25 protein-coding genes, 1 pseudogene and 1 riboswitch are annotated in these 26,367 nt (G+C 73.6%); of the genes and pseudogenes, 13 read left to right on the plus strand and 13 right to left on the minus strand.

The annotated features are described in order from the left end of the window. Nucleotides 1-55 precede the first annotated feature (55 nt). Complete coding sequence (locus IE247_RS21160; protein WP_190124781.1) at nucleotides 56-1,147, plus strand: amidohydrolase family protein; 1,092 nt, start codon at nucleotides 56-58, stop codon at nucleotides 1,145-1,147. 387 nt (nucleotides 1,148-1,534) lie between these two features. Continuing rightward, nucleotides 1,535-2,494 carry an SCO1860 family LAETG-anchored protein gene (locus IE247_RS21165; protein WP_190124782.1) on the plus strand — a complete coding sequence of 320 codons (960 nt, stop codon included), beginning with the start codon at nucleotides 1,535-1,537 and terminating at the stop codon, nucleotides 2,492-2,494. Between the two features lie 126 nt (nucleotides 2,495-2,620). Here IE247_RS21165 and cobC read toward each other — a convergent pair whose 3' ends face one another. Together cobC and IE247_RS21175 are read right to left on the minus strand one after the other, a co-directional pair. Beyond that, nucleotides 2,621-3,685: an Rv2231c family histidinol phosphate aminotransferase CobC gene (gene cobC, locus IE247_RS21170; protein WP_190124783.1), complete on the minus strand. Its 1,065-nt coding sequence runs from the start codon at nucleotides 3,683-3,685 to the stop codon at nucleotides 2,621-2,623. A gap of 935 nt (nucleotides 3,686-4,620) precedes the next feature. Further along, nucleotides 4,621-5,026, minus strand: a pseudogene (locus IE247_RS21175) (cobalamin biosynthesis protein); the annotation flags it as partial. A 283-nt stretch (nucleotides 5,027-5,309) separates the two neighbouring features. On the opposite strand from IE247_RS21175, the gene IE247_RS21180 reads away from it, so the two are divergent. Beyond that, entirely contained in the window at nucleotides 5,310-6,032 is a 723-nt protein-coding gene (locus IE247_RS21180; protein WP_190124784.1) for a ZIP family metal transporter, read from the plus strand. 116 nt (nucleotides 6,033-6,148) lie between these two features. On the opposite strand, the gene IE247_RS21185 is transcribed toward IE247_RS21180, so the two are convergent. The 8 genes from IE247_RS21185 to IE247_RS21220 all read right to left on the minus strand — a co-directional run bounded on the left by IE247_RS21185 (nucleotide 6,149) and on the right by IE247_RS21220 (nucleotide 14,828). Next, nucleotides 6,149-7,522: a cobyrinic acid a,c-diamide synthase CobB gene (locus IE247_RS21185; protein ID WP_190124785.1), complete on the minus strand. Its 1,374-nt coding sequence runs from the start codon at nucleotides 7,520-7,522 to the stop codon at nucleotides 6,149-6,151. Then, nucleotides 7,516-8,115 carry a cob(I)yrinic acid a,c-diamide adenosyltransferase gene (gene cobO / locus IE247_RS21190; protein ID WP_190124786.1) on the minus strand — a complete coding sequence of 200 codons (600 nt, stop codon included), beginning with the start codon at nucleotides 8,113-8,115 and terminating at the stop codon, nucleotides 7,516-7,518. The genes IE247_RS21185 and cobO overlap by 7 nt, the downstream gene beginning before the upstream one ends. Beyond that, nucleotides 8,116-10,215, minus strand: coding sequence for a putative cobaltochelatase (locus IE247_RS21195; RefSeq protein WP_190124787.1), 2,100 nt, complete (start codon nucleotides 10,213-10,215; stop codon nucleotides 8,116-8,118). It abuts the gene before it with no gap. Further along, nucleotides 10,212-10,355 (minus strand): hypothetical protein, encoded by a 144-nt coding sequence (locus tag IE247_RS21200; protein WP_190124788.1) that lies wholly within the window; start codon nucleotides 10,353-10,355, stop codon nucleotides 10,212-10,214. Before IE247_RS21200 ends, IE247_RS21195 begins: the two co-directional genes overlap by 4 nt. Beyond that, entirely contained in the window at nucleotides 10,352-11,932 is a 1,581-nt protein-coding gene (locus IE247_RS21205; protein ID WP_190124789.1) for a cobyric acid synthase, read from the minus strand. Before IE247_RS21205 ends, IE247_RS21200 begins: the two co-directional genes overlap by 4 nt. After that, on the minus strand, nucleotides 11,929-12,897 hold the full coding sequence (locus IE247_RS21210; RefSeq protein ID WP_190124790.1) for a cobalamin biosynthesis protein: 969 nt from the start codon (nucleotides 12,895-12,897) through the stop codon (nucleotides 11,929-11,931). The genes IE247_RS21205 and IE247_RS21210 overlap by 4 nt, the downstream gene beginning before the upstream one ends. Before the next feature lie 131 nt (nucleotides 12,898-13,028). Next, nucleotides 13,029-13,164, minus strand: a riboswitch (cobalamin riboswitch). A gap of 155 nt (nucleotides 13,165-13,319) precedes the next feature. Next, nucleotides 13,320-13,547: a hypothetical protein gene (locus tag IE247_RS21215; RefSeq protein ID WP_190124791.1), complete on the minus strand. Its 228-nt coding sequence runs from the start codon at nucleotides 13,545-13,547 to the stop codon at nucleotides 13,320-13,322. Between the two features lie 12 nt (nucleotides 13,548-13,559). Then, nucleotides 13,560-14,828 (minus strand): inorganic phosphate transporter, encoded by a 1,269-nt coding sequence (locus IE247_RS21220; RefSeq protein ID WP_190124792.1) that lies wholly within the window; start codon nucleotides 14,826-14,828, stop codon nucleotides 13,560-13,562. Nucleotides 14,829-15,097: 269 nt separating this feature from the next. On the opposite strand from IE247_RS21220, the gene IE247_RS21225 reads away from it, so the two are divergent. From IE247_RS21225 to IE247_RS21235, 3 genes are all read left to right on the plus strand, one after another. After that, the gene (locus IE247_RS21225) at nucleotides 15,098-15,760 is read left to right on the plus strand and encodes a class II aldolase/adducin family protein (protein WP_190124793.1); all 663 of its coding nucleotides are present in this window, start codon (nucleotides 15,098-15,100) and stop codon (nucleotides 15,758-15,760) included. Nucleotides 15,761-15,889: 129 nt separating this feature from the next. Then, nucleotides 15,890-17,017: an alpha/beta hydrolase gene (locus IE247_RS21230; RefSeq protein WP_190124794.1), complete on the plus strand. Its 1,128-nt coding sequence runs from the start codon at nucleotides 15,890-15,892 to the stop codon at nucleotides 17,015-17,017. 89 nt (nucleotides 17,018-17,106) lie between these two features. Next, complete coding sequence (locus IE247_RS21235; RefSeq protein ID WP_373305589.1) at nucleotides 17,107-18,564, plus strand: hypothetical protein; 1,458 nt, start codon at nucleotides 17,107-17,109, stop codon at nucleotides 18,562-18,564. Nucleotides 18,565-18,646: 82 nt separating this feature from the next. On the opposite strand, the gene IE247_RS21240 is transcribed toward IE247_RS21235, so the two are convergent. After that, nucleotides 18,647-19,066, minus strand: coding sequence for a VOC family protein (locus IE247_RS21240; RefSeq protein WP_190124795.1), 420 nt, complete (start codon nucleotides 19,064-19,066; stop codon nucleotides 18,647-18,649). Between the two features lie 180 nt (nucleotides 19,067-19,246). Further along, nucleotides 19,247-20,134: a KPN_02809 family neutral zinc metallopeptidase gene (ypfJ, locus tag IE247_RS21245; protein ID WP_190124796.1), complete on the minus strand. Its 888-nt coding sequence runs from the start codon at nucleotides 20,132-20,134 to the stop codon at nucleotides 19,247-19,249. A gap of 256 nt (nucleotides 20,135-20,390) precedes the next feature. On the opposite strand from ypfJ, the gene IE247_RS21250 reads away from it, so the two are divergent. The 3 genes from IE247_RS21250 to IE247_RS21260 all read left to right on the plus strand — a co-directional run bounded on the left by IE247_RS21250 (nucleotide 20,391) and on the right by IE247_RS21260 (nucleotide 23,574). Next, on the plus strand, nucleotides 20,391-21,989 hold the full coding sequence (locus IE247_RS21250; RefSeq protein WP_190124797.1) for an ABC-F family ATP-binding cassette domain-containing protein: 1,599 nt from the start codon (nucleotides 20,391-20,393) through the stop codon (nucleotides 21,987-21,989). A gap of 365 nt (nucleotides 21,990-22,354) precedes the next feature. After that, nucleotides 22,355-22,576, plus strand: coding sequence for a helix-turn-helix domain-containing protein (locus IE247_RS21255; RefSeq protein ID WP_030163146.1), 222 nt, complete (start codon nucleotides 22,355-22,357; stop codon nucleotides 22,574-22,576). A 194-nt stretch (nucleotides 22,577-22,770) separates the two neighbouring features. Then, nucleotides 22,771-23,574: an enoyl-CoA hydratase/isomerase family protein gene (locus IE247_RS21260; protein WP_190124798.1), complete on the plus strand. Its 804-nt coding sequence runs from the start codon at nucleotides 22,771-22,773 to the stop codon at nucleotides 23,572-23,574. 40 nt (nucleotides 23,575-23,614) lie between these two features. On the opposite strand, the gene IE247_RS21265 is transcribed toward IE247_RS21260, so the two are convergent. Further along, a complete protein-coding gene (locus IE247_RS21265) occupies nucleotides 23,615-24,361 on the minus strand; it encodes a hypothetical protein (RefSeq protein WP_229869253.1) in 747 nt (248 codons plus the stop codon). Nucleotides 24,362-24,567: 206 nt separating this feature from the next. Between IE247_RS21265 and IE247_RS21270 the strand changes: the two genes are divergently transcribed. The 4 genes from IE247_RS21270 (at nucleotide 24,568) to IE247_RS21285 (ending at nucleotide 26,361) form a co-directional block, all read left to right on the plus strand. Then, nucleotides 24,568-25,053, plus strand: coding sequence for an Asp23/Gls24 family envelope stress response protein (locus IE247_RS21270; RefSeq protein ID WP_190124799.1), 486 nt, complete (start codon nucleotides 24,568-24,570; stop codon nucleotides 25,051-25,053). 28 nt (nucleotides 25,054-25,081) lie between these two features. Further along, complete coding sequence (locus IE247_RS21275; protein ID WP_190124800.1) at nucleotides 25,082-25,279, plus strand: hypothetical protein; 198 nt, start codon at nucleotides 25,082-25,084, stop codon at nucleotides 25,277-25,279. Nucleotides 25,280-25,360: 81 nt separating this feature from the next. After that, the gene (locus IE247_RS21280) at nucleotides 25,361-25,690 is read left to right on the plus strand and encodes an Asp23/Gls24 family envelope stress response protein (RefSeq protein ID WP_190124853.1); all 330 of its coding nucleotides are present in this window, start codon (nucleotides 25,361-25,363) and stop codon (nucleotides 25,688-25,690) included. Further along, nucleotides 25,687-26,361 (plus strand): DUF6286 domain-containing protein, encoded by a 675-nt coding sequence (locus IE247_RS21285; protein ID WP_190124801.1) that lies wholly within the window; start codon nucleotides 25,687-25,689, stop codon nucleotides 26,359-26,361. The genes IE247_RS21280 and IE247_RS21285 overlap by 4 nt, the downstream gene beginning before the upstream one ends. Nucleotides 26,362-26,367 lie beyond the last annotated feature (6 nt).

Here is a 26,367-nt window from a genome sequence, read left to right on the forward strand (position 1 = left end):
ACGGCCCCGGGCCCGCGCCCGCCGTCGCCGCCGGACCCCCTCGTACAGTGCCGGTATGAGCGATCACACGGTGGTGCATGTGAAGGGGCGGGTGCTCGCGGGCCCGGCGGACGTACGGGACGAACTGTGGGTCGTCGGCGGGCGGATCACCTACCGCAGGCCGCCCGGGGCCGCCGACGGGATCACCGTGCGCGGCTGGGCGCTGCCCGGACTGGTCGACGCCCACTGCCATGTCGGCCTCGACGCGCACGGCGCGGTGGACGACGCCACCAGCGAGCGGCAGGCGCTCACCGACCGGGACGCGGGCACCCTGCTGATCCGCGACGCGGGATCGGCCGCCGACACCCGCTGGATCGACGACCGCGAGGACCTCCCGAAGATCATCAGGGCCGGTCGCCACATCGCCCGCACCCGCCGCTACATCCGTGACTACGCCCATGAGATCGAGCCGGACGACCTGGTGGCGTACGTCGCCCGCGAGGCCCGGCGCGGCGACGGCTGGGTCAAGCTCGTCGGCGACTGGATCGACCGCGAGGCGGGCGATCTGACCGCCTGCTGGCCGCGCGGCGCGGTCGAGGCGGCGATCGCCGAGGCGCACCGGCTGGGCGCGCGGGTGACCGCGCACTGCTTCGCCGAGGATTCGCTCAGAGATCTGGTGGAGGCGGGCATCGACTGCGTCGAGCACGCCACCGGACTCACCGACGAGACCATCCCGCTCTTCGCCGAACGCGGGGTCGCCATCGTGCCGACCCTGGTCAACATCGCCACCTTCCCGGCGCTGGCCGACGGCGGCGAGGCGAAGTTCCCCCGTTGGTCGGCGCATATGCGACGGCTCCACGAGCGCCGCTACGACACCGTCGGCGCGGCCCACGACGCGGGCATCCCCGTCTTCGTCGGCACGGACGCGGGCGGCTCGCTCGCCCACGGCCTGGTCGCGGCCGAGGTCGCCGAGCTGGTCAAGTCCGGGATCCCGCCCGTCGAGGCGCTCTCCGCCGCCACCTGGGGAGCCAGGGCCTGGCTGGGCCGCCCCGCGCTGGAGGAGGGCGCGCCGGCGGACCTGGTGGTGTACGACACCGACCCCCGGGCCGACGTCCGCGCGCTGGCCGCGCCGCGCCGGATCGTCCTGAACGGGCGGATCGTGGGCTGAGAGCCGGGCCGACCGGGTCGACCGGGTCGGCCGGTCGCGCCAGGCCCGGCCGGTCGGCCACCGTTCTGTTGACCGGCCGTGACCTCCGGGTCCGGCCCCTCGTTGAAGCTCTTCCGCGTACGCCCCGCCGCTCGCCGAAGCTCCCCGCGTACGCCCCCGAAGCGGCCCGGCGCGCCCCCGCCACGCCGCGCCGACGGAGCCGCCGGGGAACACCCGTACCCCAGGAATCGAATACAGACCCGGAAACCCCCCTTTGGGGTGAACTAACCCCAGGTATCTGTCAGTTCACTCTCGGTGCGTAAAGATTCCGGTGTCTCAGTCGCCACCGGCCGCGGTCCCCTGCGGACGGCAGGGCGACGCCATGTCTCCCGTGGGGGTTCCACCACCGTGAACAGCAACACCTTCCGCATGCCCACGCGCCGCTGCGCCGCCGTCACCGCCGCCGCCGCGCTGGCCGCGTCGCCCGTGGCGATGGCAGGCCCGGCGCAGGCCACCGGGGGCGGCGCCGAGGGAAGGGCGGGCGCGGTCATCCTGCGCGCCGGACTCGAAGTGTCCCTGCTCGACAAGACCGTGCGGGTACCGCTCGCCGCCTCCCTCAACGCGGTGCGGGCCCCCGCCACCGCCGAGCGGACCACGCTGAGCGTCCAGCTGGACGGCGTCGACGGGGGCAGGCCCTTCTCGATGCTGCGCGCGGACGTCGCCTCCACCCGGGCGACCGCCGACAAGAAGCGGGCCGAGGGGTACGCCAATCTGGCGCACGCCCGGGTGCGGCTGCCCGGACTGCCGCTGCTCTCGCTCATCGAGGTGGAGAAGGCCACCTCCAAGGCGGTCTGCGAGACCGGCAGCCGGCCCGTCGCCGAGTCGAACCTCCTGGGCACGGTGAAGGTGCTCGGCAAGAGGGTCGCCCTCACCACCGGCGGCCCGACCCGGCTCCAGGTGCCCGGCGTCGGCGAGGTGACCCTCGACCTCTCCCACACGCACACCACCTCCCGGACCGCCGCCGCCACCGCCCTGAAGCTGAAGGTCGCGGTCAACCCGCTCAGCCTCAATGTCGCCGAGGTGAACGGCGCCGTCACCCTGGTCGAGGCGACCTGCGAATCGCCCAGGGCAGTGGCCCCGCGCACCCCGCAGGAGCCCGCGAAGGCGCAGCCGAGCGAGTCCGAGAGCGAGTCCGCGCCGGGCCTCGCCGCCCAGAGCGCCGGCGAGCGGCCCACCGAGAACCTCGCCGAGACCGGCGGCGACTCCGGCACCAAGTACCTCGCGATCGGCGCGGCGCTGCTGCTCGCCCTCGGCGGCGGCGCGATCGCCCTCGCCCGCGGCCGCGCCAAGGCCCGCGGCCGGGTCTGAACCGGGTCTGAACCACCTCGGCCCGGATCCCCGGCCCGGACCCCCGGGCACGCGGCGGGCGGGAACCAGTCCCCGGCCCCGCCCGCCGCGACACGGCCTGATCAGTCACCGTCAGACAGGCCCCAGTCAGCCGCCGACCACCGCCAGCGCCTGGTCCAGGGCCTGGAGGAAGCGGTTGGTCGTGACCCGGTCGCGCACCGCGATCCGCAGCCACCCCGGGCCGAGCCCGGGGAAGGTGTCACCGCGCCGCACCGCGAAACCGAGACAGCGCAACTGCTCACGGACCTCCGCTCCCCTTCGCACCTGGATCAGCACAAAAGGAGCCTCGGCCTCGGCCACGACCCGTACCTCGTCGAACTCCGCCAGCCCGGCCAGCAGATGCGCGCGCTCCACCGCGATCAGCCTGGCCGCCTGGTCCGCCTCCTTCAACGCGGCCGGACCCATACAGGCCTCAGCCGCCGCCAGCGCCGGAGTGGAGACCGGCCAGAGCGGCTGAGCCCGCTCCAGCGCCGCGATCGTCTCCGGATCGGCCATGACATAGCCGATCCGCAGGCCCGCGAGCCCCCAGGTCTTGGTGAGGCTGCGCAGCACCACCAGCCCCGGGACATCCGTACGGCCCGCCAGCGCCTCGGTCTCCTCGGGCACCGCGTCCATGAACGCCTCGTCGACCACCAGCAGCCGGCCGGGACGGGCCAGCGAGGCGATCTCCTCCGCCGAGTGCAGTACGGAGGTGGGGTTGGTCGGATTCCCGATCACCACCAGATCCGCCGACTCGGGCACGGCGGCGGGATCCAGCCGGAAGCCGTTCTCCTCGCGCAGCAGCACCCGGTCCACCTCGTGGCCCGCGTCCCGCAGCGCCGCCTCCGGCTCGGTGAACTGCGGATGCACCACCAGGGGATGGCGGACCGGCAGCGCACGCGCCAGCAGTACGAACGCCTCGGCGGACCCCGCCGTCAGCAGGACCCGCTCCGGCGGCAGCCCGTGCCGCGCGGCGACGGCGGACCGCGCGGCACGGCCGTCCGGATAGGCGGCGAGCGAGGCCAGCGAGCCGCCGACGCACTCCCGCAGCCACTGCGGCGGAGTGTTCGCCCGGACGTTGACCGCGAGGTCGATCAGCAGGGCACCGGTGTCGCGTATCTCCGCGTCGCCGTGGTGGCGCAGGTCGTGTGGGCCGTCAGTGTGCATGAGCATGGCTGCCGTGCTGGTGTCCGGTGTGACGTCGGCCGAGCGGAAGAGAGCTCTTCCCCGGCGCGGTCGCGCGATGTCTCCTGCGGCCGGGCCCGGCCACGGGGCCGCGCGGCGGCGGGAGCGGTGGCGGCGGGAAGAGTCCGCCGGCGGTCGGCGGTGGGGGCGGGGTGGTCACGCGTTCTCCTCGGTGTGGGGGTGGTACGGCGGAGTGTGCGACGGCGGCCCGCCGCACGACGGGTCCCCGTCCGGAGCACGGGCGGTCTCCGTGCCGGCCACGGGCTCTTCCCGTCGTGGCTGAAAATGTACGAACGCACTGGCTGTGCTCCCGTACGGGTGCGCGGCCCGGCACCGGGGGAAGCGGGCCGGACCGAGCGGCGCGCGGGCGCCTTGACGTCCGCGTACGACCGGAAGCGGTCGTACGGGCGCATGCACTCGCGGCCGCGCCGGGCTGGGTGCCGCGCGGATTCATGGCTGCCACCGATAGCCGTACGGGGTCACCGCACGGCCCGCGATGACGCGGGTGGCTGTGTTGCCGGCCGTCACGTCGGTCATCATGTCCACCGTCGGGGGATCCACTCCGGCCAGTGTCGCCACATGGCTTGATTCATATGGTCGAGTGGCGTTCCAGGTCAGGGCCGCCGGAGCATCGGCCGGCCGGTGCTCCGCCGTCGCCGGGAGCCCGTGGAGGGCCGACGGGCCGGGGCCGGTCACAAGGACCGTGTGCCCGACGGCGGGCGGACTCCCGGGGGAGCCCCCGGGGGAGCCGTCGGGAAAGCCCTCGGGGGAGCCCCCGACGGGCTCGAACACCCACGCCCCCGGGCCGAGCGGCCCGCCGGGCCACTCCGGGCGCGGCCGGGAGCCGTCGTACCGCACCGCGTCGGAACTCCATGCCGACAGCGGACCAGCCACGCCGGACCCGGGGGTGAACACCAGGAGGCCGCCGGGCGAACTCCGCCTCACCACCGCGCAGGTCGCCCTCGCGGCCCGGCCCCGGGGGCTCGATACGCGCTTCGGTACGAGGAGTTCCCCGCCGCCCGCGAGCGCCGAGGCCTCCGCGACCGACGGGGTCCCCACGGCGGCCAGGGCCGCGCCGGACGGATTCGGCACCGGCACCCGGGCGAGGTCCCCCGCCGGGTGGGCCACCAGCGGCACACCGAGGGTCTTCGCGGCGGCCACGATGCCCGGCTCGGACGCCTTCGCCCCGGCCGTCGCCAACTCCCGCACGCTCAGCCCGGACAGCCCCGCGTCCCGCAGCGCCTCGGCCACCAGGGCGAGGACCTCGTCCTCGGGAACACCGCGCGAAGCGCCCACCCCCACCACCAGCGAGGGCGGCCGCAGCACCGCCGTACCCGGACCGAACGGCAGGACCAGATCGGTGACATGGACCGCGACCCCTTCGGCCGGGGCCGCCGCGCCCCCGCCCGCCGGGGGGCCCAGCAGCACCGCGTACCGCGAGGGATCCGCCGGGAGAAAGGCGAGCACCGGCGCGGGGAGGCGGCCGGCCGGACGGCCGGCGGCGGCGCCGGGCTCGGCCATGAGCAGGGGTCCTCTCGCGTCAAACGGGTGAATCGGGCGGGTCTTCCGGCGGAATGTGCGCGGAACCGGGTCAATCCGCTAGCAAGGGCGCATGGCGGTGTTCGTCGCGCTCGGCGCGTTCCTGATGACGCTGTTCGGCGGCTGGACGGCGCAGCGCGTCACCGACCGTCGGCATCTGGTGCTGGGGCTGGCCGGCGGGCTGATGCTCGGCGTGGTCGGACTCGATCTGCTGCCCGAGGCGCTGGAAGCGGCGGGGCAGGAGGTGTTCGGCGTGCCGCTGGCCCTGCTGCTGTTCGTGGGCGGCTTCCTCACCGCGCACATGGTGGAACGGCTGCTGGCCGCCCGCCAGGCCGCCCATGGCGCGGGGGAGGGGAAGGCGCCGCAGGTGGGGCTGACGGCGGCGGCGGCCATGGTCGGCCACAGCCTGCTGGACGGCATCGCGATCGGCGCGGCCTTCCAGGTGGGCGAGGCCATGGGACTGACCGTGGCGCTCGCCGTCATCGCCCATGACTTCGCGGACGGGTTCAACACCTACACACTCACCAGCCTCTACGGGAACACCCGGGCCAAGGCCGTCGCGATGCTGGTCGCCGACGCCTTCGCGCCCGTCGTCGGGGCCGCGTCCACCCTGCTGTTCACCATTCCAGTGGGGCTGCTCGGCGGCTACCTCGGATTCTTCGGCGGCGCGCTGCTCTATCTCGCCGCCGCCGAGATCCTGCCCGAGGCGCACCACACCCACCCGGCCCGCTCCACCCTGCTCTGCACGGCGGCGGGCGCGGGCTTCATCTGGCTGGTCGTCGGCGTCGCCGAGTGAGGGGCTCACCGCCGTACGGGCGCGAGGCGATGCGGAAACGATTCTGCGAGGTCGATGGGCCCCCGTCCGGCCGACCCCTCCCACGGGTTCCACGGGTTCCATCGGTCCCACCGCTCTCACCGCGCGCACTGAGCCACGAACCGGCGGGCCACCCCGGGGTCGGCCGCCCAGTGCGTATGCAGATAACTCGCGTGCACACCCCGCTGGACGAACCCCTCCACCCGGCGCTCCGGCCGGTGCATCCCCCAGGCCGGGGTCGGGCCCGCGCCGGGCTCGATCACCGTCCGGTGGAACTCGTGGCCCCGCAGCCGGGTCCCCGTCGCCGCGAGACAGCTGTCGGCCACCGCCACCGCCTCCCGGTACCCCAGCGTCAGCCGCTCGCCCATCCGCGCGTCGGCCTCCAGCACCCCGCACATCGGCCGGCCGTCCAGCGAACGTGCGAGATACAGCAGCCCCGCGCACTCGGCCGCCACCGGCCCGCCGTCCCGCGCGAACGCCTCGACCACCTTGCGCAGAGACTCATTGGCCGACAGCTCCGGCGCGTACACCTCGGGGAACCCGCCGCCTATCACGACCCCCGAGGTCCCCTCGGGAAGCCGCTCGTCCCGCAGGGGATCGAAGGCGACGACATCGGCCCCGTACGCGGTGAGCAGCTCGACATGCTCGGCGTAGGAGAAGGTGAACGCCGGGCCGCCCGCGACGGCGACCACCGGACGCCCGCGCTCCGCCCCACCGGGCAGCGCCCCCGCTCCGGGGCCCCAGGACTCCCCGCCGGCGCTCCACGCGGGGGAGTCCAGCGGGGGAGCGGACCGGGCGAGCGCCAGCAGCCCCTCCAGATCGCACCCCTGCCGCACCAGCTCGCCCATCGCCGCCACGGAGGCGACCGCCTCCGCCGCCCGCTCGGCGACCGGCACCAGGCCGAGATGGCGCGAGGGGGTCGCCACGGCGGCCCGCCGCCGCACCACCCCCAGCACCGGGACCCCGACCTCCTCCAGCGCCTGCCGCAGCAGCTCCTCGTGCCGGTCGGACGCCACCTTGTTGAGGATCACCCCGCCGACCCGGACCTCCGGGTCCCAGGAGACAAAGCCGTGCACCAGCGCCGCCACCGAACGCGACTGCGAGGAGGCGTCCACCACCAGCACCACCGGGGCCCGCAACAGCTTCGCCAGCTGCGCCGTGGACGCCAGCTCACCGGCTCCCGACGCCCCGTCGTACATCCCCATCACCCCCTCGACCACGGCCACGTCGCACCCGGCCGCACCGTGCGCGAACAGCGGAGCCATCAGCTCCGTGCCGCACAGATAGGCGTCCAGATTCCGGCCCGGCCGGCCGGTGGCGAGCGAGTGGTAGCCGGGGTCGATGTAGTCGGGTCCCACCTTGTGCGGGGACACGGCCAGCCCGGAGGCGGCGAACGCCGCCATCAGACCGGTCGCCACGGTGGTCTTGCCGCTGCCCGAGGAGGGCGCGGCGATCACAAGACGTGCTACCACTCGATGCCCCGCTGCCCCTTCTGCCCCGCGTCCATCGGATGCTTGATCTTGGTCATCTCGGTCACCAGATCGGCGAAGTCGATCAGCTCGGCCGGGGCGTTGCGGCCGGTGATCACCACATGCTGGTTCCCCGGCCGGTCGCGCAGCACCGAGATCACCTCGGCCGTGTCCACCCATCCCCAGTGCAGGGGATAGGCGAACTCGTCGAGGACGTAGAGCTTGTAGCTCTCGGCGGCCAGATCCCGCTTGACCTGCTCCCAGCCCTCCCGGGCCGCCTCCTCGTTGCTGAACTGCCGGTCGCGCTGCACCCACGACCAGCCCTCGCCCATCTTGTACCAGTCGACCGCGCCGCCCTCGCCGGACGCCCCCAGCACCTTCAGCGCGTTCTCCTCGCCGACCTTCCACTTCGCCGATTTGACGAACTGGAACACCCCGATCGGCCACCCCTGGTTCCAGGCCCGCAGAGCGAGCCCGAACGCGGCCGTCGACTTCCCCTTGCCGGTGCCCGTGTGCACGAAGACCAGCGGACGGTTCCGCCGCTGACGCGTGGTGAGTCCGTCGTCCGGAACGACGGACGGCTGTCCCTGTGGCATTTACGCGGCCTTTCTGTCGGACCCGGCGGACCGGGCGCTCTTCACCAGTCCGGCGATCGCGTCCGCCCGCAACTCGTCGAGTGTGACGGCCGATCCTTGAAGATCGGCCGCGAGGGTGCCGGCGAGCCCCAGCCGGACCGGCCCGGACTCGCAGTCCACCACGATGGCGGCCGTGCCCCCGGCGGCGTGCAGCCGGGCCGCCCGCGAGGCCAGCCCCACCGGATCGGGGCCGCCGGTGGCCCGCCCGTCGGTCACCACGACGAGCAGCGGCCGGCGCGAGGGATCGCGCATCCGCTCCACCCGCAGCACGTCGTGCGCCTTGAGCAGCCCCGCCGCCAGCGGGGTGCGCCCGCCGGTCGGCAGCAGATCGAGCCGGGCCGCCGCCGCGTCCACCGAGGACGTCGGCGGCAGGGCCACCTCGGCCTCCTTGCCCCGGAAGGTCACCAGCCCCACCTTGTCCCTGCGCTGATAGGCGTCCAGAAGCAGCGAGAGCACCGCGCCCTTGACCGCGCTCATCCGCTGCCGGGCCGCCATCGACCCCGAGGCGTCCACCACGAAGAGCACGAGATTGGACTCCCGCCCCTCCCGCGCGGCCTGCCGCAGATCGTCCCGCCGCACCACCAGACCGGGGCCCCCGCGCCCCCGCGCCCGCTGATGCGGGGCGGCCGCCGCCACCGTCGCCGAGAGATGCAGCTTGGTGAGGGCCCCCCGGGGCCGCCGCGCACCGGTGGTGCGCCCGTGCTCGGCCCGGGAGCGCGAACGGCGGCCCGCCGCGCCCTCGCCCATCCCCGGCACGCTCAGCATCTTCGTACGGAACGGCTCACCGGCGCCCACCGGCCGCTGCTCACGACCGCCGCCCACCGGGACACCGCCCTCGCCCGCCTCCGGCGACTCCTCCCGCTCGGGGGCCTCGCCCTGCGGCGGAATCCCGGGGTCCTCCTGCGCGGGGGCCTCGGGGCTCTCGGGGCCCTGCTCCGGAGGCCGACCGCCGCCGGGACCGCCGCCGTCCGGCCCGCCGTCCGGCCCCTGGCCGGGGTCCGGGTCCGGGTCCTGGTCGGGATCGGGATCGGGTTCCGGATCGGGCTCGTCCGCGCCGAACTCCTCCAGCGTCCGGTCCAGCTTCTCCTCGTCCAGCCCGGGCGCGTCGAACGGGTTGCGCCGCCGCCGGTGGGGGAGCGCCAGCAGCGCGGCCTGCCGCACATCCTCGGCGAGGACGTCCCCGCGCCCGGCCCAGGCGGCCAGCGCGGAGGCCGTACGGGCCATCACGATGTCGGCCCGCATCCCGTCCACCTCGAAGGCCGCGCAGGTCGCCGCTATCTGACGGAGCGCCGCGTCCCCCAGCGTCACCTCGGGCAGCAGCGTCCGCGCCGCCATGATCCGCTCCCGCAGCGCGCTCTCGTCCCCGTCCCAGCGGGCGACAAAGCCGGCCGGGTCGTCGTCGTACGCCAGCCGCCTGCGGACGACCTCGACCCGCTGCTCGGGCTCCCGGGAGGCCACGACCTCCACCGTCAGCCCGAACCGGTCCAGCAGCTGCGGCCGCAGCTCGCCCTCCTCCGGGTTCATCGTCCCCACCAGCAGGAAGCGCGCGGCGTGCCGCACCGACACACCCTCGCGCTCCACATAGGACGCGCCCATCGCGGCGGCGTCCAGCAGCACGTCCACCAGATGGTCGTGGAGCAGATTCACTTCGTCCACATAGAGGATTCCCCGGTGCGCGTCCGCGAGAAGCCCCGGCTCGAAGGCCTTGACCCCCTCCGCGAGCGCCCGCTCGATGTCCAGCGCTCCCACCAGCCGGTCCTCGGAAGCGCCGATGGGCAGCTCCACCATGCGCGCGGGCCGCGCCGCCGCCCCGCCCGCCTCATGGGGCCCGTCGGGGCACTCCGGGTCCGGTGCGGCGGGGTCGCAGGAGAACCGGCAGCCCGCGACGACCTCGACAGCGGGCAGCAGCGCGGAGAGGGCCCGCACGGCGGTCGACTTGGCGGTCCCCTTCTCACCCCGCACCAGCACCCCGCCGACCCGGGGCGACACGGCGTTGAGCAGCAGCGCGAGCCTCAGATCGTCCTGCCCGACGACAGCGGTGAACGGGTAGGGCGTGCTCATACGGGCTCCTCGGTCGACACGGACGGATACGGGAACGCGGTCACACCGGCCGGGGCGGCTCCGGAGCCCCGGGGCGGCACGCCGCCACCGGCCCCCGGCGGATCCGCCTCGGCGGTCGGGAACATCGGCACACTGCTCATGCGGGGGCTCCAGGTCGTCCGGGCGCTCCGGCCGTCGCGCGCACCGGGGGTGCGGCGGGCGCTCCGGGCGCGATGAAGGGAAGGTCCGAGGGCGCGCCCCGCTCGATCAGCCGCAGGAGCGCGTCCGTGTCCGCGTGTTCTTCGATGAGATCGCCGAGCCGGTCCAGCTGCTCTTCGCGCAGCGCTCCGAAGGACGTGTCCGGAGCGGGCACGAAGCGCCTGCCGGCGGCGCTCGCGACCCGTCTCAGGAACTGCCGCCGGAAGCCGTCGCTCTCCAGTGAGCCGTGCCAGTGGGTGCCCCACACCTCACCGACCCGGCATCCGCTCAGAAAGGCCTCACCGCCCAGCACTTCGGCGACGCCGTGGTGGATCTCGTACCCCTCCACCCGCTCGCCCAGTGCCGTGCCCGTCGGCCTGGCAAGGGTCTTCTCGGCCGCGAACCGCACCCGCACGGGCAGCAGTCCCAGACCGGCCACGGAACCGGCCCGTGACTCGACCTCGTCCTCGATGTGCTCGCCCAGCAGCTGAAAGCCGCCACAGATCCCCAGCACCGGCCGCCCCTCGGCGGCCCTGCGAGCCAGCTCCCCCGCCAGCCCTCGCTCCCTCAGCCACTCCAACGCGCGGACCGTGCCCCGGGTTCCCGGTACGACGACGAGATCCGCGTCGGCCAACTCCTCGGGCCGGTCCACGAATCGGACGATCACGCCCGGCTCGGCGGCGAGCGCGTCCACATCGGTGAAGTTGGACATCAGCGGCACCGCGCAGACCGCGACCCGCAGCACGTCCTCGCCGAGCGGCGGGGCCACCACCGACTCGCGCACGGCCCCGCGCAGCGAGACCCGCAGCCCGTCCTCCTCGTCGATGCCGAGGCCGTGGGTGTACGGCAGCACCCCGTAGGTCCGCCGCCCGGTGAGCCCTTCGAGCATGTCGAGACCCGGTTCCAGCAGCGAGACGTCACCGCGGAACTTATTGACCAGATATCCCGCCACCAGCCGCTGGTCCTCGGCGCTCAGCAGCGCCGTCGTCCCGAAGAAGGAGGCGAAGACCCCGCCGCGGTCGATGTCCCCGACCACGAGCACCGGCAGCCGGGCCGCCCGGGCGATGCCCATGTTCACGATGTCCGTACGCCGCAGATTGATCTCCGCCGGGCTGCCCGCGCCCTCGCAGATCACGGCGTCATAGCTGCTCCGCAGCTCTTCCAGACACTCCACCACGGGCCCGAACAGCGCCTCCTGCCTGCCGCCGTGGTAGCCGCGCGCGCTCAGCTCGCCGACGGGCTTGCCCATCAGCACGACCTGGCTGCTGCGGTCGCTGCCCGGCTTGAGGAGTACGGGGTTCATGAGCGCGCTCGGCTCGACCCGGGCGGCCTGCGCCTGCATCGCCTGGGCCCGGCCGATCTCCGCGCCGTCGCGGGTCACGAAGGAGTTGAGGGACATGTTCTGTCCCTTGAAGGGGGCGACCTTCACCCCCTGGCGCACCAGCCAGCGGCAGATTCCCGCCGTGACCACGCTCTTGCCCGCGTCGGACGTCGTGCCCGCGACGAGCAGTCCGCCTCCCCTGCGTCCCGGTCCGGTCATCGGTCTCCTCCCTGCCGGCGGCGAGCCGCCGGGATCCGCCGGAACGCCAGCCGTCCGGCCGCGCTCGCCACCAGGGCGAGCAGAGTCACCCGGCGCGAGAGCCGCACCGCGCGCTCGATGTCCGTGACATCCACGGGACGGCCGTCGCCATTGAGCACCGGCCGGTGCTCGACCCGGCCGCCGTAGGCGAGGGTGCCGCCGAGCCGCACCCCGAGCGCTCCGGCGAACGCGGCCTCCACCGGGCCGGCGTTGGGGCTCGGGTGCCGGTGCGCGTCGTCCCGCCAGGCGCGGGCCGCGCCGCGCCGGTCGGGGCCCGCCAGCACGGCGAGCGCGGCCGTGAGCCGCGCCCCCGGCCAGCCGGCCAGATCGTCCAGCCGGGCCGAGGCCCAGCCGAAGGCCCGGTAGCGGGGGGACTTGTGGCCCACCATCGCGTCCAGGGTGTTGACGGCCCGGAAACCGAGCAGCCCGGGCACGCCCGCGAGCGCTCCCCAGACCAGGGCTCCGACGACCGCGTCGGAGGTGTTCTCGGCGACGGACTCCACGACGGCGCGGGCGATCTGTTGTTCGTCCAGGGAGTGCGGGTCACGGCCGCACAGATGCGGCAGCCGCTCCCGGGCCCGCGCCACGTCCCGCGCGGTGAGGGCCGCGCCGACGGTCCGGGCCTCGCGGCCCAGCGAGGTGCCGCCGACGACGGTCCAGGTGGCGGCGGCGGTCAGCGCGACGGACAGGGCGGGACGGCCGCGGACACCACGGCTGAGCAGCGCCCCGGCGGCGGTGGCGCCTCCGGCGCACACGGCGGTGTGCAGCGCGCCCCACCCTCGGTGGTCACGCCACAGCACCCGCTCGACGGCGCCGGCGGCCCGCCCGAACGCGGCGACCGGATGGCCTCGGCGGGGGTCGCCGAGCAGCAGGTCGCCGATCAGGCCGGCGGTGGCGCCGTACGCGAATATTCGGTCGGCACGCATGGGCTCAGGCCGGCGTCTCGTTCCGGGGGGCCGAGGTGGGCGGCGGGGGAGTGCGAGGCGTACTCGGGGCGGGGGCTGAACCGTGGCCGGGCATGGCGATATGTCCTCACTCAGGGTGTCCGCGCCCTGGTTCGACGTGATCGGCGGCGAGAGTTCCTGGCTTCCGGGATCGCTCCCGGTGACAGTGGCGGGACCGCGCCGGATTCGCACCGGCTTCCTCTGCTGCCGCCGTAATGGCCCCGGCAGTCCACCACGCTGCGAGAACAGCCGTCAACCTGCCGTTGACCTGCGGCGGGACAGTGTGCTCAGCCCCACATCGGAGAGGGGCGCGGACCGGGCTCCGTAGGGTGTTCCGAGACAGACGAAACCGGGCCGGAACACCCTGGGGGGTGTTCCGGCCCGGTTCGTTGGAACCGAGGCCGTCAGGTGACGATCAGATAGATCCCGTAGGTGATGGCCGCCGCGCAGAGCGCGAAGCAGAGGTAGGCGCCGCCGCGGAACAGGGCCACGGAGCCCCCGCCGGTCTGTCCGGCGGCCGACGGCTGCTTGCTGAGACCGATGATCCCGAGGGTGAACAGGCCCACCAGGACGACAGTGGCCACGAGGCTCACACCGAAGACGGAGCCGAGAGCTACCCAGTCGATTTTCATGCTGATCTGTCCTTACACCGCGGCCGGGCTGGCCGGGCCGGATTCGGGGGCGGCGGCCGAGGGGGCCGCGATGGTGGTCTTGAGGCCGTCCTGCGCGGTGACGCCGTCCTGTGCGGGGGTGCCGGCGGGCGGCGGGGTGACGGCGTTGATCGCGGTGGTGACCACGCCGGGCTCCTCGACCTCGTCGTCGACGACGTTGGTGTGGTCGATGACCTGGCGACGCGAGTACACCCAGATGGCGGCGGACGAGCCGACCAGGAAGACGGTGACCGCGGCGATGCCCCAGTCGCCCTGCCGCATCACGAACTCCGAGCCCGCGGCGACCAGACCGGCGGCCGGCAGGGTCAGACCCCAGGCGACGAACATCCGGGTGGCGGTGGACCAGCGGACCACGCCGCCCTTGCGGCCGAGGCCCGCGCCCATCACCGCGCCGGAGCACGAGTGCGTGGTGGAGAGGGAGAAGCCCAGGTTGGAGGAGGCGAGGATGACGCTGGCCGCGCTGGACTGGGCCGCGAAGCCCTGCTGCGGCTGGAGGTCGGTCAGGCCCTTGCCCATGGTACGGATGATGCGCCAGCCGCCGAGGTAGGTGCCGAGGGCGATCGCGACACCGGCGGAGACGATGACCCACATGGGCGGGTTCGAGCCGGGGACCAGGATGCCGCCGGTGACCAGCGCCAGCGTGATGATGCCCATCGTCTTCTGGGCGTCATTGGTGCCGTGCGCCAGGGAGACCAGGCCGGCGGAGGCGATCTGCCCGGCGCGGTAGCCCTTGGAGGTCGCCTTGTCGTCGGTGTTCTTGCCCAGCTTGTACGTCAGCCGCGCGGCGAGGTACGCGCCGATGCCGGCGACCAGCGGGGCGGCGATCGCGGGGATCAGCACCTTGGTGATGACCGTGCCGCCGTTGACTCCGCTGAAGCCGACCGAGGCGACGGTGGCGCCGATCAGACCGCCCATGAGGGCGTGCGAGGAGCTGGACGGCAGGCCGACCAGCCACGTCAGAAGATTCCAGAGGATGGCACCGACGAGCGCCGCGAAGATCACTTCTGGGGATATGCCTGACTCGTTGACGATGCCGCTGGAGATCGTCTTGGCGACCTCCACCGACAGAAACGCGCCGACGAGGTTGAGCACGGCGGACATCGCCACCGCGGACTTGGGCTTCATCGCGCCGGTCGAGATGGTCGTCGCCATCGCGTTGGCGGTGTCGTGGAAACCGTTCGTGAAATCGAACACGAGAGCCGTCACGATCACAATCGCGAGCAGCAGCGTGATGTGTTCCATTTACCCAGGCAATCTATGGACGTCAGTGGCCTGGTGAACGTAAGTAACCTGGGTGAACGGAAGGTGAACTGAGGCCGGATTCAGGGTGTCCCCATGTGAGGTTTTGGACTCCGCTTTCGCTCCCGGAGCGCCTGACCGGCTCTCGCGCCCGGCCCCGCGCCCCGCAAAGTGCCTTACATCACTCTTTCGGATAATCTGTCCGATCCTCCCCTCCGTGGGTCGGCTGTGGCCCTCTGTGACGGTGAGCCGTCTCCTGACAGGATCGCCGCATGACCGAACAGGTGTCCCAGAGAGCGATCGAAGACGCGTGGCGGAACGTAGTGACCACCGCCCGCAGAACGGCGGCCGAGGGCCTTGTGGTGGGCACCTCGGGCAATGTCTCCGCCCGGGTCGGCCCGCTGATCCTCGTCACCCCCAGCGCGGTCCCCTACGACCGGCTCACCGCCCAGGACACGACCGTCGTCGACATCGAGGGAAAGCGCGTCCTCGGCGACCTCGAACCCACCAGCGAACTGCCGCTCCATCTGGAGATCTACCGGCACACCGACGCCCTCGCGGTGGTCCACACCCACGCCGTCCACGCCACGGCCGTCTCCACCCTCGTCCCCGAGCTCCCGCCCGTCCACTACATGACCGCCGCGCTCGGCGGCCCCGTCCGCGTCGCCCCCTACGCCCTTTACGGCACCGAGGCCCTCGCCTCCCACATGCTCCGCGCCCTGGAGGGGCGCACCGCCTGCCTGCTCCAGAACCACGGCACCGTCGCCCACGGGCGGAGCCTGGACCAGGCCTACGACCGCACCGCCCAGCTGGAGTGGATGTGCCGCCTCTGGCTCACGGCCGCCTCCGTGCCCGGCCGCACACCCTCCCTGCTCTCCGAGAGCCAGCTCGCGGAGGCCGCCGAGCGCCTGAGCGGCTACGGCCGCCCGCGCTGACCCGCCCCCGCCTCCCCCCCACCCCCGGACGGCCCCGCCGCACACCGGCGGGGACCGCCCCGGCCGGGGCCCGACACCGGCGGCGGCCGTCCACTGGCAGGGCCGAACCACCGCGCCGACACTGGAACGGTGCGCCCGGCTACAGCGACGGCAGCGGCCGTCACCACCCTGATCGGCGTCGGCGCGGCCGCGATCGCGGCCGGCCGCTACGCGAGCGACGCGGTGCTCAGACCCGAGCCCGGCCGGCCGCTCCCCGGCGACCCCGGACTCACCGTGCACGCCGCCGACGGCGACCGGGTCACCCTGACCCGCTCCCTCGCCTCCCGCCGCCCCGGCACCTACGGACTCGACGGCCCCGGCGTCCACGCCGTCGTCGGACCGGTCCTCGACGGAACGCAGCCCTCCGCCGACACCGTCGTGCGCCGGCTGGAACACCCCGGCGGCGGTCTGCGCCCCGGCGTCAGAGTCCGGCTGAACCCCCGGCTCCACATCGGCGACCCGACCTCCGCGCTCGGCATCCGGCACACCGACGTCAGCGTCCCCGGCGAACTCGGACCCACCCCCGCCTGGCTGGTGCCGGGCCCCCGCACCACCTGGGTCATCGCCGTGCACGGCCTGGGCACCACCCGCGAACACCCCATGAACCTCCTTCCGTTTCTCCACGGCCGACGCATTCCGGTACTGGGGATCGGCTACCGGGGCGACCCGGACGCCCCCAGCTCCCCCGACGGACTCGGACACCTCGGCGAGGCCGAGTGGCGCGACCTCGACGCCGCCCTCCGCTTCGCCGTCGGCAACGGCGCGCGCCACGTCGTCCTGTACGGCTGGTCCACCGGCGCCACGATGGCGCTGCACACCGCCGCCGACTCCGCCCTGCGCGACCGGATCACCGGGCTCGTCCTCGACTCCCCGGTCCTCGACCAGGACGCCACCCTGCGCGCCCTCGCCGCCGCCCGGCACACCCCCGCACCCCTGCTCCCCCTCACGGTCCGCGCCGCCCGGGGCAGGGCCGGGCTGTACGACGGCCGACGGCCCGCCCTGGCGGCCGACGCCAGGCTGCTGAAGGTGCCCGCCCTGATCTTCCACGGCCCGGACGACACCATCGCCCCCTGGCACCCCTCCCGGGAGCTCGCCGCCCGCCGCCCCGACCTCGTCCACCTCCACACGGTCCGCCACGCACCCCACGCGGCCATGTGGAACGCCGACCCGGCCCGCTACGAAGAGGCCCTGCGCCGCTTCCTCACCCCCTTGATGTGACCCCACGCCCGGACCCGCGAGCCCCTCCGGCCCGTCATTCATCGGGTTCCGTTTGGGCTTTCGGGCCGTCAGCGGGAAGACTGCTCCTCGTGACGTCCCGAAAGCCTGATGAGCAATTGGCGCGCAACTCCAGACTCCGTCTTGTCCGCCCGCGACCGCTGGCCACCGCCCGGCGGGCCGTGACGACCCGGCGTACCCGCTCGGCCCCACGGCCCCCGGAGGGCACCCCGCCCCCCGCCGAGCTGGCCCGCCAGGCGAGAGAAGTCCTCGTCGACGCCGTACGGATCGCCCGCTGGGCGGCCGTCGAGCGGGACCCCGGCACGGCCTCGCTCGCCGCCCCGGCGCGCGAACGGGCCGCCGCCGCACTCGATCTGACCCCCCTCCAGGTGCGCGCGGGATGGGACCGCGCCCGACTCGCCGGCCTGGTCGAACTGCACGGCGGCACAGCCCGCCCCGGCTGGCGGCTGCGTGCCTGGGACCGCGACGACATGGCCGTGCTCCGCGGCTGGGTCGCACTCTTCGACGCCTGGTCCCTGGCCCACCCCGCCCCCGGCGACGTGGCCCCGGCCGCCGTCGCCGAGGTCGTGGAAGCCGTCCCCCAGCTGCTCTCCCTCCTCCAGCTCTCGGCCGGCCCCGTCCTGGTCCCCGCCCTCCTCGACCTCCTGGAGCAGCGGGTCGAGGAACTGCGCGAGGAACGCTGCGAAGTCCCCTACGGCCCGCAGTCGCAGCCCCTCCCCATGCCCGCGGGCGGCCCGGCCGCCGCCCCGGACCCCTCCGGCGACGGCACGGCCCCCGCCACCGGCCCCACCGCACCCCGCCCGGAAACCGTCTCCTCCCTCCTCGACTGGGCCCTGGAGGGCCTCTCCGCCGTCGGCGCGCTCACCCTCGACCGAGGCAGGTCCGCCACCCTGACCCCGCTCGGCAACTGGGCGGTCTGGGTCAAGCTGGAACAGATCTGCGTCGCCGCCCAGAGCCCGGCCGGCAATATCGAGCAGTCCGCCGAGGACATGCTGCGCGGCTGCGCCCGGCTCACCCCCGGGCCCGCCCGCGCCGAGTACCGCGCCTGGCTGGCGGCGCGCACCGTCTCCAGCGCGGTCACCGAACTCCTCGGCGTCGCCAGGGGCGAGGACGCCCTGCTGCGCGGCCTCGCCTTCGAAGCGCTCCGCGTCGTCGGCGCGCCCGCCGAGGCCGAGGTCCGCGCCGTCGCCCAGGAGCCGTCACTGCGTCCGTACGCCCTGCTGTGGCTCGCGGAGTACGAGGGGGCGGACCCCGAGGACGTCCATGACGTCCTCACCCGCGAGGAGGCCACCTGGCTCTGGGTGGACACCGCCGCGGCCGTCGCCGACCACGGCGAGCCCCAGCTGCTGCTGCGCCATCTCGACTCGGCCGTCCAGGGCACGGTCCCGGCCCTCCTGGAGGAGGTCAGGGCAGGCGGCCACCCGCGCACCGTCCAGGTCCTGGTGGCCCTGGCCGCGGCCCACCCCGATCCCGCCCTCGCGAAAGCCGTCCGCCGGGCGGCCTTCCAGGTCCACACCGGCGGGGCCTAGCCTCCCGCTGTGTGGGTGGCCGCCGGGCCCGGCGGCCACCCACACAGCGCCCGGGCGCGGGCGGAAGCCCGCGGGACGGCCGTCAGGGGGCAGGGGCCTCGGGTATGTAGTCCCCGAAGCTCCACACATTGCCTTCCACGTCCCGCACCAGATAGTCCCTGGCGCCGTACTCCTTGTCGCTCGGCGCGGTCACGACGTCCGCCCCGTGCTCCACGGCCCTGCGGTGATGGGCGTCCACATCGTCGACATGGACGAACACCCCGGAGGGCCCGCCGCCGGCCGTCAGCCGGTCGAAGGCCCCGCCCGTGCCTTTGCTGCCCAGCATCACCATGCCGTTGCCGTAGGTCAGCTCGGCATGCGCGACCAGGCCCTCGCCGTCCTCGTACACCGCGTGCTCGGTGAAGCCGAAGGCCTCGGTCAGCTGCCGGATCGCGGCCCTGGCATCCGCGTACAACAGCGACGGACAGATGCTCGGCGATCCCTCGCCGGACGACTCCGCCATCTCCCTCACTCCTTCCGGCCCGCCGTCCACCCCGCGGTCCGCCGGTGTGCGAACCGCTGAGATGTGAACTGCGTCTCAGTCTGGCACCCGCCACTGACAATGCCCGCCCACAGCGCGTATCCCCAGCTCAAAGCCCTGGCTCAAGGCCCTGGCTCAAAGCCTCACGAAGAGAGCGACGGGTCAGCGGAAGGTGTCGCAGCGTGCCATGTCCCCGCTCCGGTACCCCACGTCGAACCACCGCTGCCGCTGCGCCGCCGAGCCGTGCGTCCATGTCTCCGGAGTGACCCGCCCCTGATACCGCTCCTGGATCCGGTCGTCGCCGACCGAGGCCGCCGCGTCCAGCCCGTCCCCGATGTCCGCCTCCGTGAGGCTGGTCAGCAGCGGACGCCCGGTCTTCTCGTCCGGCGTCGTCGTCGCGTGATGCGCCCACACCCCCGCGTAGCAGTCCGCCTGGAGCTCCACCCGTACGGAATTGCTCGCCGCGCCCTGCCGCCCGTCCTGGGCCCTGCGCAGGGTCCCCATCAGGTTCTGCACATGGTGTCCGTACTCGTGCGCCACCACATACGCCTGCGAGAAGGGGCCGCCGGCCCCGAAGGTGTTCCGCAGATCGTCGAAGAACCCCAGGTCCAGATAGACCTGCCGGTCCGCCGGGCAGTAGAACGGCCCCACCGCCGAGGTCGCCGTCCCGCACGCGGTGTTCACCCGGCCCGTGAACATCACCGTCCGGGCGTCCGAGTAGCGCCCCTGCCGCCGGGGAAACTCCGCCCGCCAGAAGTCCTGCACACTGTTGACCACCGCGACGATCCGGCAGTCCTCCCGCGCGTTGGCGTCCGAGCCCCGCAGACAGGCCCGGCCCACCTCCGCCTGCGTCGACGCGGTCGCGACCGGCTCCGGCTCGCCGGAGGAGAGCCCCAGCCGATCGGGGCCCACTCCGAAGATCAGCCCCAGGATCAGCGCGATGATCCCCGCCACCCCTCCGCCGACGGCCGCCCTGCCGCCCGGGACGCGGCTCCCGCGCACATCCCTGACCTCGGACGTGTCCAGATCGGCGTCGTCGTCGAACTGCATGGGCCACCGCCGTCGGGTCCGGTGCGACTGGACGGCCGCCTTGCCGCCCTGCGCCGAGTATCGACCGCACCGCCGGCCGTCGCCCCTTTTGTTCCCCCGCTCGCGCCGCCCCGGCGCCGAGCGCGCGACCGGCCCGCGAATACCACTTGCAGGGCCCCGTTAGACTGGCCCCATGGCCATTCTCCTTGTGCATTAGACGGCATCGCAGCCTCATAAGCCCGTCCTTCCGCCGTCCACACCGCCCTGGAGTATGTCCGTGATCACCGCTTCCGGTATCGAGCTGCGCGCCGGTGCCCGCATCCTCATCGAGTCCGCCTCCTTCCGCATCGCCAAGGGCGACCGCGTCGGTCTGGTCGGACGCAATGGCGCGGGCAAGACCACCCTCACCAAGTGCCTGGCCGGCGAGGGCATCCCCGCCGCCGGCACCATCACCCGCTCCGGCGAGGTCGGCTACCTCCCCCAGGACCCGCGCACCGGCGATCTCGACACCCTCGCCCGCGACCGCATCCTCTCCGCCCGCGACCTCGACTCCGTGCTGAGGAAGATGCGGGAGAACGAGGACCGGATGGCGAACGGCCAGGGCGCCACCCGCGAGAAGGCGATGAAGAAGTACGAGCGCCTGGAGACGGAGTTCCTCACCAAGGGCGGGTACGCCGCCGAGGCCGAGGCCGCCACCATCGCCGCCGCGCTCGGCCTCCCCGACCGGGTGCTCGGCCAGCCCCTGCACACCCTCTCCGGCGGTCAGCGCCGCCGGGTCGAGCTCGCGCGCATCCTCTTCTCGGACGCCGACACCCTCCTGCTGGACGAGCCGACCAACCACCTCGACGCCGACTCGATCGTCTGGCTGCGCGATTATCTGAAGAGCTACCGAGGCGGCTTCATCGTCATCTCCCACGATGTCGAACTGGTCGAGACGGTCGTCAACAAGGTCTTCTACCTCGACGCCAACCGCTCCGCCATCGATGTCTACAACATGGGCTGGAAGCTCTACCAGCAGCAGCGCGAGGCCGATGAGAAGCGCCGCAAGCGCGAGCGCCAGAACGCCGAGAAGAAGGCCGCCGCGCTCAACTCGCAGGCCGACAAGATGCGCGCCAAGGCCACCAAGACCGTCGCCGCGCAGAACATGGCCAAGCGTGCCGAGCGGCTGCTGGCCGGTCTGGAGGAGGTGCGGGCCATCGACAAGGTCGCCAAGCTGCGCTTCCCGGAGCCCGCGCCCTGCGGCAAGACCCCGCTCACCGCGGAGGGCCTGTCCAAGTCGTACGGCTCGCTGGAGATCTTCACCGATGTCGATCTCGCGATCGACAAGGGCTCCCGGGTCGTCATCCTCGGCCTCAACGGCGCGGGCAAGACCACCCTGCTCCGGCTGCTCGCCGGGGTCGAGAAGCCCGACACCGGCGCGGTCACCCCGGGCCACGGCCTCAAGCTCGGCTACTACGCCCAGGAGCACGAGACCCTGGACCCCGAGCGCACGGTCCTGGAGAACATGCGCACCTCCGCGCCCGACCTCGATCTGGTCGAGGTGCGCAAGACGCTCGGCTCCTTCCTCTTCTCCGGCGACGACGTCAACAAGCCGGCCGGGGTCCTCTCCGGCGGCGAGAAGACCCGGCTGGCGCTGGCCACCCTGGTCGTCTCCTCCGCCAACGTCCTGCTGCTGGACGAGCCCACCAACAACCTCGACCCGGCCAGCCGCGAGGAGATCCTCGGCGCGCTGCGCACCTACAAGGGCGCGGTCATCCTCGTCACCCACGACGAGGGGGCCGTCCTGGCGCTGGAGCCGGAGCGGATCATCCTGCTGCCGGACGGCGTGGAGGACCTGTGGGGCGCGGACTACGCGGACCTGGTCGCCCTCGCCTGATCTTCGCCCCGGCGCTTGCGGCGGCCCGGCCAGGCCGCTGATCCACTCCGTATGGATCATTCGGCTCACAGGTGATCCATCATCTGGGTGAGGGTGTCTCGTACCCCGGCGAAGTTCTCAACACATGATCATTTTTGTCGGGCGGGCCGGGGGATTCTCCAGCCCGCCGTAGCTGACCTGCGGTTTCTCTGAAAAGAGCGAGCGGGGCCCAGGATCGCCGGTGTGCTGAATAAGCCATTCCGGTCATGGTGCGCGTTTGATTCCCGGCGAAGGTCCTTCTACGGACCTTGTCGAATGGGTGGCCAGGAACGGCGCAAGGGGTGATCATGAGAAGTCCAGAGCGCACTTCCCATGAGGAGGCACGGGTGGCCGAGACTCTGAAGAAGGGCAGCCGGGTAACCGGCGCCGCGCGCGACAAGCTCGCGGCAGACCTGAAGAAGAAATACGACTCCGGTGCGAGTATCCGGGCGCTGGCCGAAGAGACCGGTCGCTCCTATGGATTCGTCCATCGGATGCTGAGCGAGTCCGGAGTCATCCTACGAGGGCGCGGCGGAGCCACGCGAGGCAAGAAGGCCGCATCGGCCTGATCCCGACGATCGGGGCTCCCCGCCGGTTCGAGAGATGTCCGCCCGGTCGGCCGAACGGCCGTCCGGGCAGGCATCGGAAGCGGGCCACCGACCGCCGGTCGCCGAAGGCTGACCGGTGGAGGGTGGTTACTGTGCAGTCGCTTAGCTAGTCTGCGTCTGCACAGACACCGCACCACCCGAACCGGAGGCGCCCCATGACTTCGCCCGGCTCCGCGCACGAACTCGTGCTGGACAAGGACGGCGTACGGCTCACCGTCGAGGACACGGTCGCCACGGTGACTCTGACCAATCCGGCCAAGCGCAATGCCCAGTCGCCCGCCCTGTGGCGGGCGCTGGCGCACACGGGTCGGTCGCTCCCGGGCACCGTGCGCGTCGTGGTGCTCCGCGGTGAGGGCAAGTCCTTCTCCGCCGGGCTCGACCGGCAGGCGTTCACACCGGAGGGCTTCGACGGCGAGCCGTCGTTCCTCGATCTCGCACGGGCCTCCGACACGGACCTCGACGGTGCCATCGCCGAGTACCAGGAGGCTTTCACCTGGTGGCGCAGGAGTGACATCGTGACGATCGCGGCCGTCCAGGGCCATGCGATCGGCGCGGGATTCCAGCTCGCCCTCGCCTGCGACCTCAGGGTCGTGGCGGAGGACGTGCAGTTCGCCATGCGCGAGACCAGCCTCGGACTCGTCCCCGACCTCACCGGCACACACCCGCTGGTGGCACTGGTGGGGTACGCCCGCGCGCTGGAGATCTGCGCCACGGGACGCTCGGTGCACGCCGAGGAGGCCGAGCGCACCGGGCTCGCCAATCTGGTGGTCCCCGGCGCGGACCTCGACGCCTCCGTACGGGATCTGACCGCCGCGCTCCTCGCCGCGCCGCGCGACGCCCTCATCGAGACCAAGGCGCTGCTCCGGGGCGCGACCGGGCGTTCGTACGACGATCAGCTCGCTGCGGAACGAGCGGCACAGGCGCGCCGGCTCCGGGATCTCGCGGGCATCGGCGACTGACCCCGCCCGCCGCTGACACCGGCCGGACCCGCTCCGGCCGTCACCCCGACGCGTCGGTGACCACCACCGCCACCGGGCGGTCGTCACCCAGCGCCGAGGTCACCGCGGCCCTGACCGCGCGCACCACGTCCAGCGGGCGCCGTCCGGACACGATCGCCACCTCCACCCGGACATCGCCGGGCGTCACGCGCACCGCCGCGCCCAGGAGCGATGTCAGCCGGGCGACCCCGGGGACCGAGGCCACCGCCCGGGCGAGCGGCTCCCGGTCGGACTCCTCGGCGGGGGCCTCAGGGCCGCTCGAAGCAGGACCGCCCGGAGCGCCGCGCACCGTCTCCACCAGCGCGGTCACCCGTAGATCCACCGCCTCGACCGCCAGGTCCAACGAGTCCATCGCGGCTGAGAACAGCGCCTCGCGCAGCGCGTCCGCGACGTCGGGCAGCGGCCGGGGCACCGCGGCCACGGCCCCCGCCACGGCCCCCGCCTCGTCCCCTGCCCCGGCTCCCGCCGTATTTCCCGTCTCGTGCGTCGCCTCGAACTCGGCCTCGATCCGCAGCGCCCCCGGCGGCAGCGCGCTCGGTGGCGGCGGCACCGCCGGAACACCCGCCTCCGCCGGATCCGCCAGTGCCAGCCGTACCTTCCCCAGCGCCGCCCCCGGGATGCCGGCCGCCGCGCGCCGCAGCACCGCGACGGCCGCCCGCTCGGTCAGCCAGGCCCCGTCCCCGGGGCCGCCCAGCGGAAGGAGCCGGCCGAGACCGAGACGTACGCGTACCGCGTCAGCAGTGGTCATATCCCCAGCCTGCCGCATCCCCGGGGCGAGAGTGGGCAACCGCGCTTAGTGTGGGCTGGAGGGTGTCCGCGGGATCAGCCCGATTCCCGGAGCGGCCCCCTGGACGGACCGCGGGCCCGGGGAACACCCGGGCGACGGTCCCGGGTCTCCGGAAGCCGGGCATCCGGTGCGGCACGACCTGGCAACCCCGGAAAGGACGCAAGGCGATGACCGAACGAAGCGGCAATGAGTCCTCCGGCGGCTCGGGCGAGGAGCCGAGGGAGCTGAGGAAGTCGTCGAGCGGCAAACGGGGCGGCGGGGATCCCGGCTCGCGCGGCCGTACGACGATCGCCGACGGCGTCGTCGAGAAGATCGCCGGACTCGCCGCCCGCGATGTGGTCGGTGTGCACGCCATGGGCAGCGGCCTCTCCCGCACCTTCGGCGCGGTCCGCGACCGGGTGCCGGGCGGTGCCAAATCCAATGTCACCCGAGGGGTGAAGGCCGAGGTCGGCGAGGTGCAGACCGCTCTGGACCTGGAGATCGTCGTCGACTACGGCGTCTCCATCGCGGATGTCGCCCGCGCGGTGCGCGAGAACGTGATCTCCGCCGTGGAGCGGATGACCGGCCTGGAAGTCGTCGAGGTCAATATCGCGGTCAGCGATGTGAAGCTCCCCGACGAGGAAGAGGACGAGCCGGAACCCCGTCTGCAGTAGCCCCGAAGCACCGGAAGAGGAGGCTCAGATGAGTATGGCTATGGTCGGCATGGTGGCCGGCATGGCGCTCGGCTTCGCCGGGTACTTCGGTGGCTTCGGCGCGTTTCTGCTGGTGGCCGCCCTTGGCGCGGTCGGCTTCGTGGCCGGGCGCTTCCTGGAGGGCGATCTCGAACCCGGAGAGTTCTTCCGCGCTCGTGGCCGTGACCGCGGCGACCGGCCCCGGTGACGCGCGGTGGCCACGGAGCGCGTCGGCGACGGATCCCGCGAGGCCGGAGGCGACCGGGCGGATGAACGGACCGAGGCCCGGATCGCCGCCCGCGACCGGGGCGCGACCGTCATCGCCGACCGGGTCGTGGCGAAGATCGCCGCACAGGCGGCCAGGGAGGCGGTCGGCGTACCGGAGGGCGGCGTCCCGCCCCGCGCCGCGGTCGTGGTCCGCCACGACGCCGCCCGGGTGCGGATCAGCCTGGAGCTCGACTACCCGTCCGACATCGGCGCGCGATGCGGCGCGGTGCGCCGGCGCGTGGTCGAACGGGTGAGCGGCCTGGCCGGAATGGCGGTGCCCGAAGTCCTGGTCCTGGTCGAGCGCCTGCACTCGCCCCACTCCCGCGACACCGCCCCGGGGAGCCCCCGATGACCCGGCCCCCCGAACCGCCCGAGCCCCTCGCACCGGCCGGACCGTCCGAGCCGCCCGAGCCCTCCGGACCTTCCGGCGGCCCCGAGCCGGACCCCTCCGCTGGCCCCTTTCTGGTGCCGAACACGAAGGCCGGCCGTTTCTGGTCGGTACGCCGGGTTCCGGCCGCGCTGCTCGCCGTCGCGGTGCTCGGCGGCGCGGGCGTCCTGCTCTACGACATCGCGGCGGTACGGGCGGACCAACCCGCCATGCGCTGGCGTCGTGTCGCCGCGGCGAGGCTGGCCGAGTGGCGTCTCGAAGAGCCCTGGGTGCTCGCGGTCGCGGCCGCCGCGGCCGCCCTCGGCGTCTGTCTGATCGTCCTCGCCCTCACCCCGGGCCTGCGCGGACTGCTGCCGATGCGCCGCGACGAGCCCTCCGTACGAGCGGGTCTCACCCGGGAGGCGGCGGCGCTGGTCGTGCGGGACCGGGCGATGGAGGTGCCCGGGGTGCGGTCCGTACGGGTGCGGATGGGCCGTTCGAAGGTCTCGGTGCGGGCCGACTCCCACTTCCGGGAGCTCGATGACGTACGGACGGATCTGGACGGGGCGCTCGACGAGGCGATCGCCGGTCTCGGTCTCGCCAAGCGGCCTTCGAGATCCGTACGGGTCACCCGGCCGCCCGTCAGAAAGAGGTGAGAGCGG

This window comes from Streptomyces inusitatus (assembly GCF_014651115.1).
GTDB classification, from domain to species: domain Bacteria; phylum Actinomycetota; class Actinomycetes; order Streptomycetales; family Streptomycetaceae; genus Streptomyces; species Streptomyces amakusaensis.

Bases quoted from the DNA above. Each gene is read 5' to 3' on its own strand.
- IE247_RS21215 (WP_190124791.1), bottom strand. From the start codon at position 13,547: ATGAAAATCGACTGGGTAGCTCTCGGCTCCGTCTTCGGTGTGAGCCTC.
- IE247_RS21240 (WP_190124795.1), bottom strand. From the start codon at position 19,066: ATGGCGGAGTCGTCCGGCGAGGGATCGCCGAGCATCTGTCCGTCGCTG.
- IE247_RS21220 (WP_190124792.1), bottom strand. From the start codon at position 14,828: ATGGAACACATCACGCTGCTGCTCGCGATTGTGATCGTGACGGCTCTC.
- IE247_RS21210 (WP_190124790.1), bottom strand. From the start codon at position 12,897: ATGCGTGCCGACCGAATATTCGCGTACGGCGCCACCGCCGGCCTGATC.
- IE247_RS21160 (WP_190124781.1), top strand. From the start codon at position 56: ATGAGCGATCACACGGTGGTGCATGTGAAGGGGCGGGTGCTCGCGGGC.
- cobC (WP_190124783.1), bottom strand. From the start codon at position 3,685: ATGCTCATGCACACTGACGGCCCACACGACCTGCGCCACCACGGCGAC.
- IE247_RS21275 (WP_190124800.1), top strand. From the start codon at position 25,082: ATGAGTATGGCTATGGTCGGCATGGTGGCCGGCATGGCGCTCGGCTTC.
- IE247_RS21195 (WP_190124787.1), bottom strand. From the start codon at position 10,215: ATGAGCACGCCCTACCCGTTCACCGCTGTCGTCGGGCAGGACGATCTG.
- IE247_RS21270 (WP_190124799.1), top strand. From the start codon at position 24,568: ATGACCGAACGAAGCGGCAATGAGTCCTCCGGCGGCTCGGGCGAGGAG.
- IE247_RS21225 (WP_190124793.1), top strand. From the start codon at position 15,098: ATGACCGAACAGGTGTCCCAGAGAGCGATCGAAGACGCGTGGCGGAAC.
- IE247_RS21200 (WP_190124788.1), bottom strand. From the start codon at position 10,355: ATGAGCAGTGTGCCGATGTTCCCGACCGCCGAGGCGGATCCGCCGGGG.
- cobO (WP_190124786.1), bottom strand. From the start codon at position 8,115: ATGCCACAGGGACAGCCGTCCGTCGTTCCGGACGACGGACTCACCACG.
- ypfJ (WP_190124796.1), bottom strand. From the start codon at position 20,134: ATGCAGTTCGACGACGACGCCGATCTGGACACGTCCGAGGTCAGGGAT.
- IE247_RS21205 (WP_190124789.1), bottom strand. From the start codon at position 11,932: ATGACCGGACCGGGACGCAGGGGAGGCGGACTGCTCGTCGCGGGCACG.
- IE247_RS21180 (WP_190124784.1), top strand. From the start codon at position 5,310: ATGGCGGTGTTCGTCGCGCTCGGCGCGTTCCTGATGACGCTGTTCGGC.
- IE247_RS21265 (WP_229869253.1), bottom strand. From the start codon at position 24,361: ATGACCACTGCTGACGCGGTACGCGTACGTCTCGGTCTCGGCCGGCTC.
- IE247_RS21285 (WP_190124801.1), top strand. From the start codon at position 25,687: ATGACCCGGCCCCCCGAACCGCCCGAGCCCCTCGCACCGGCCGGACCG.
- IE247_RS21260 (WP_190124798.1), top strand. From the start codon at position 22,771: ATGACTTCGCCCGGCTCCGCGCACGAACTCGTGCTGGACAAGGACGGC.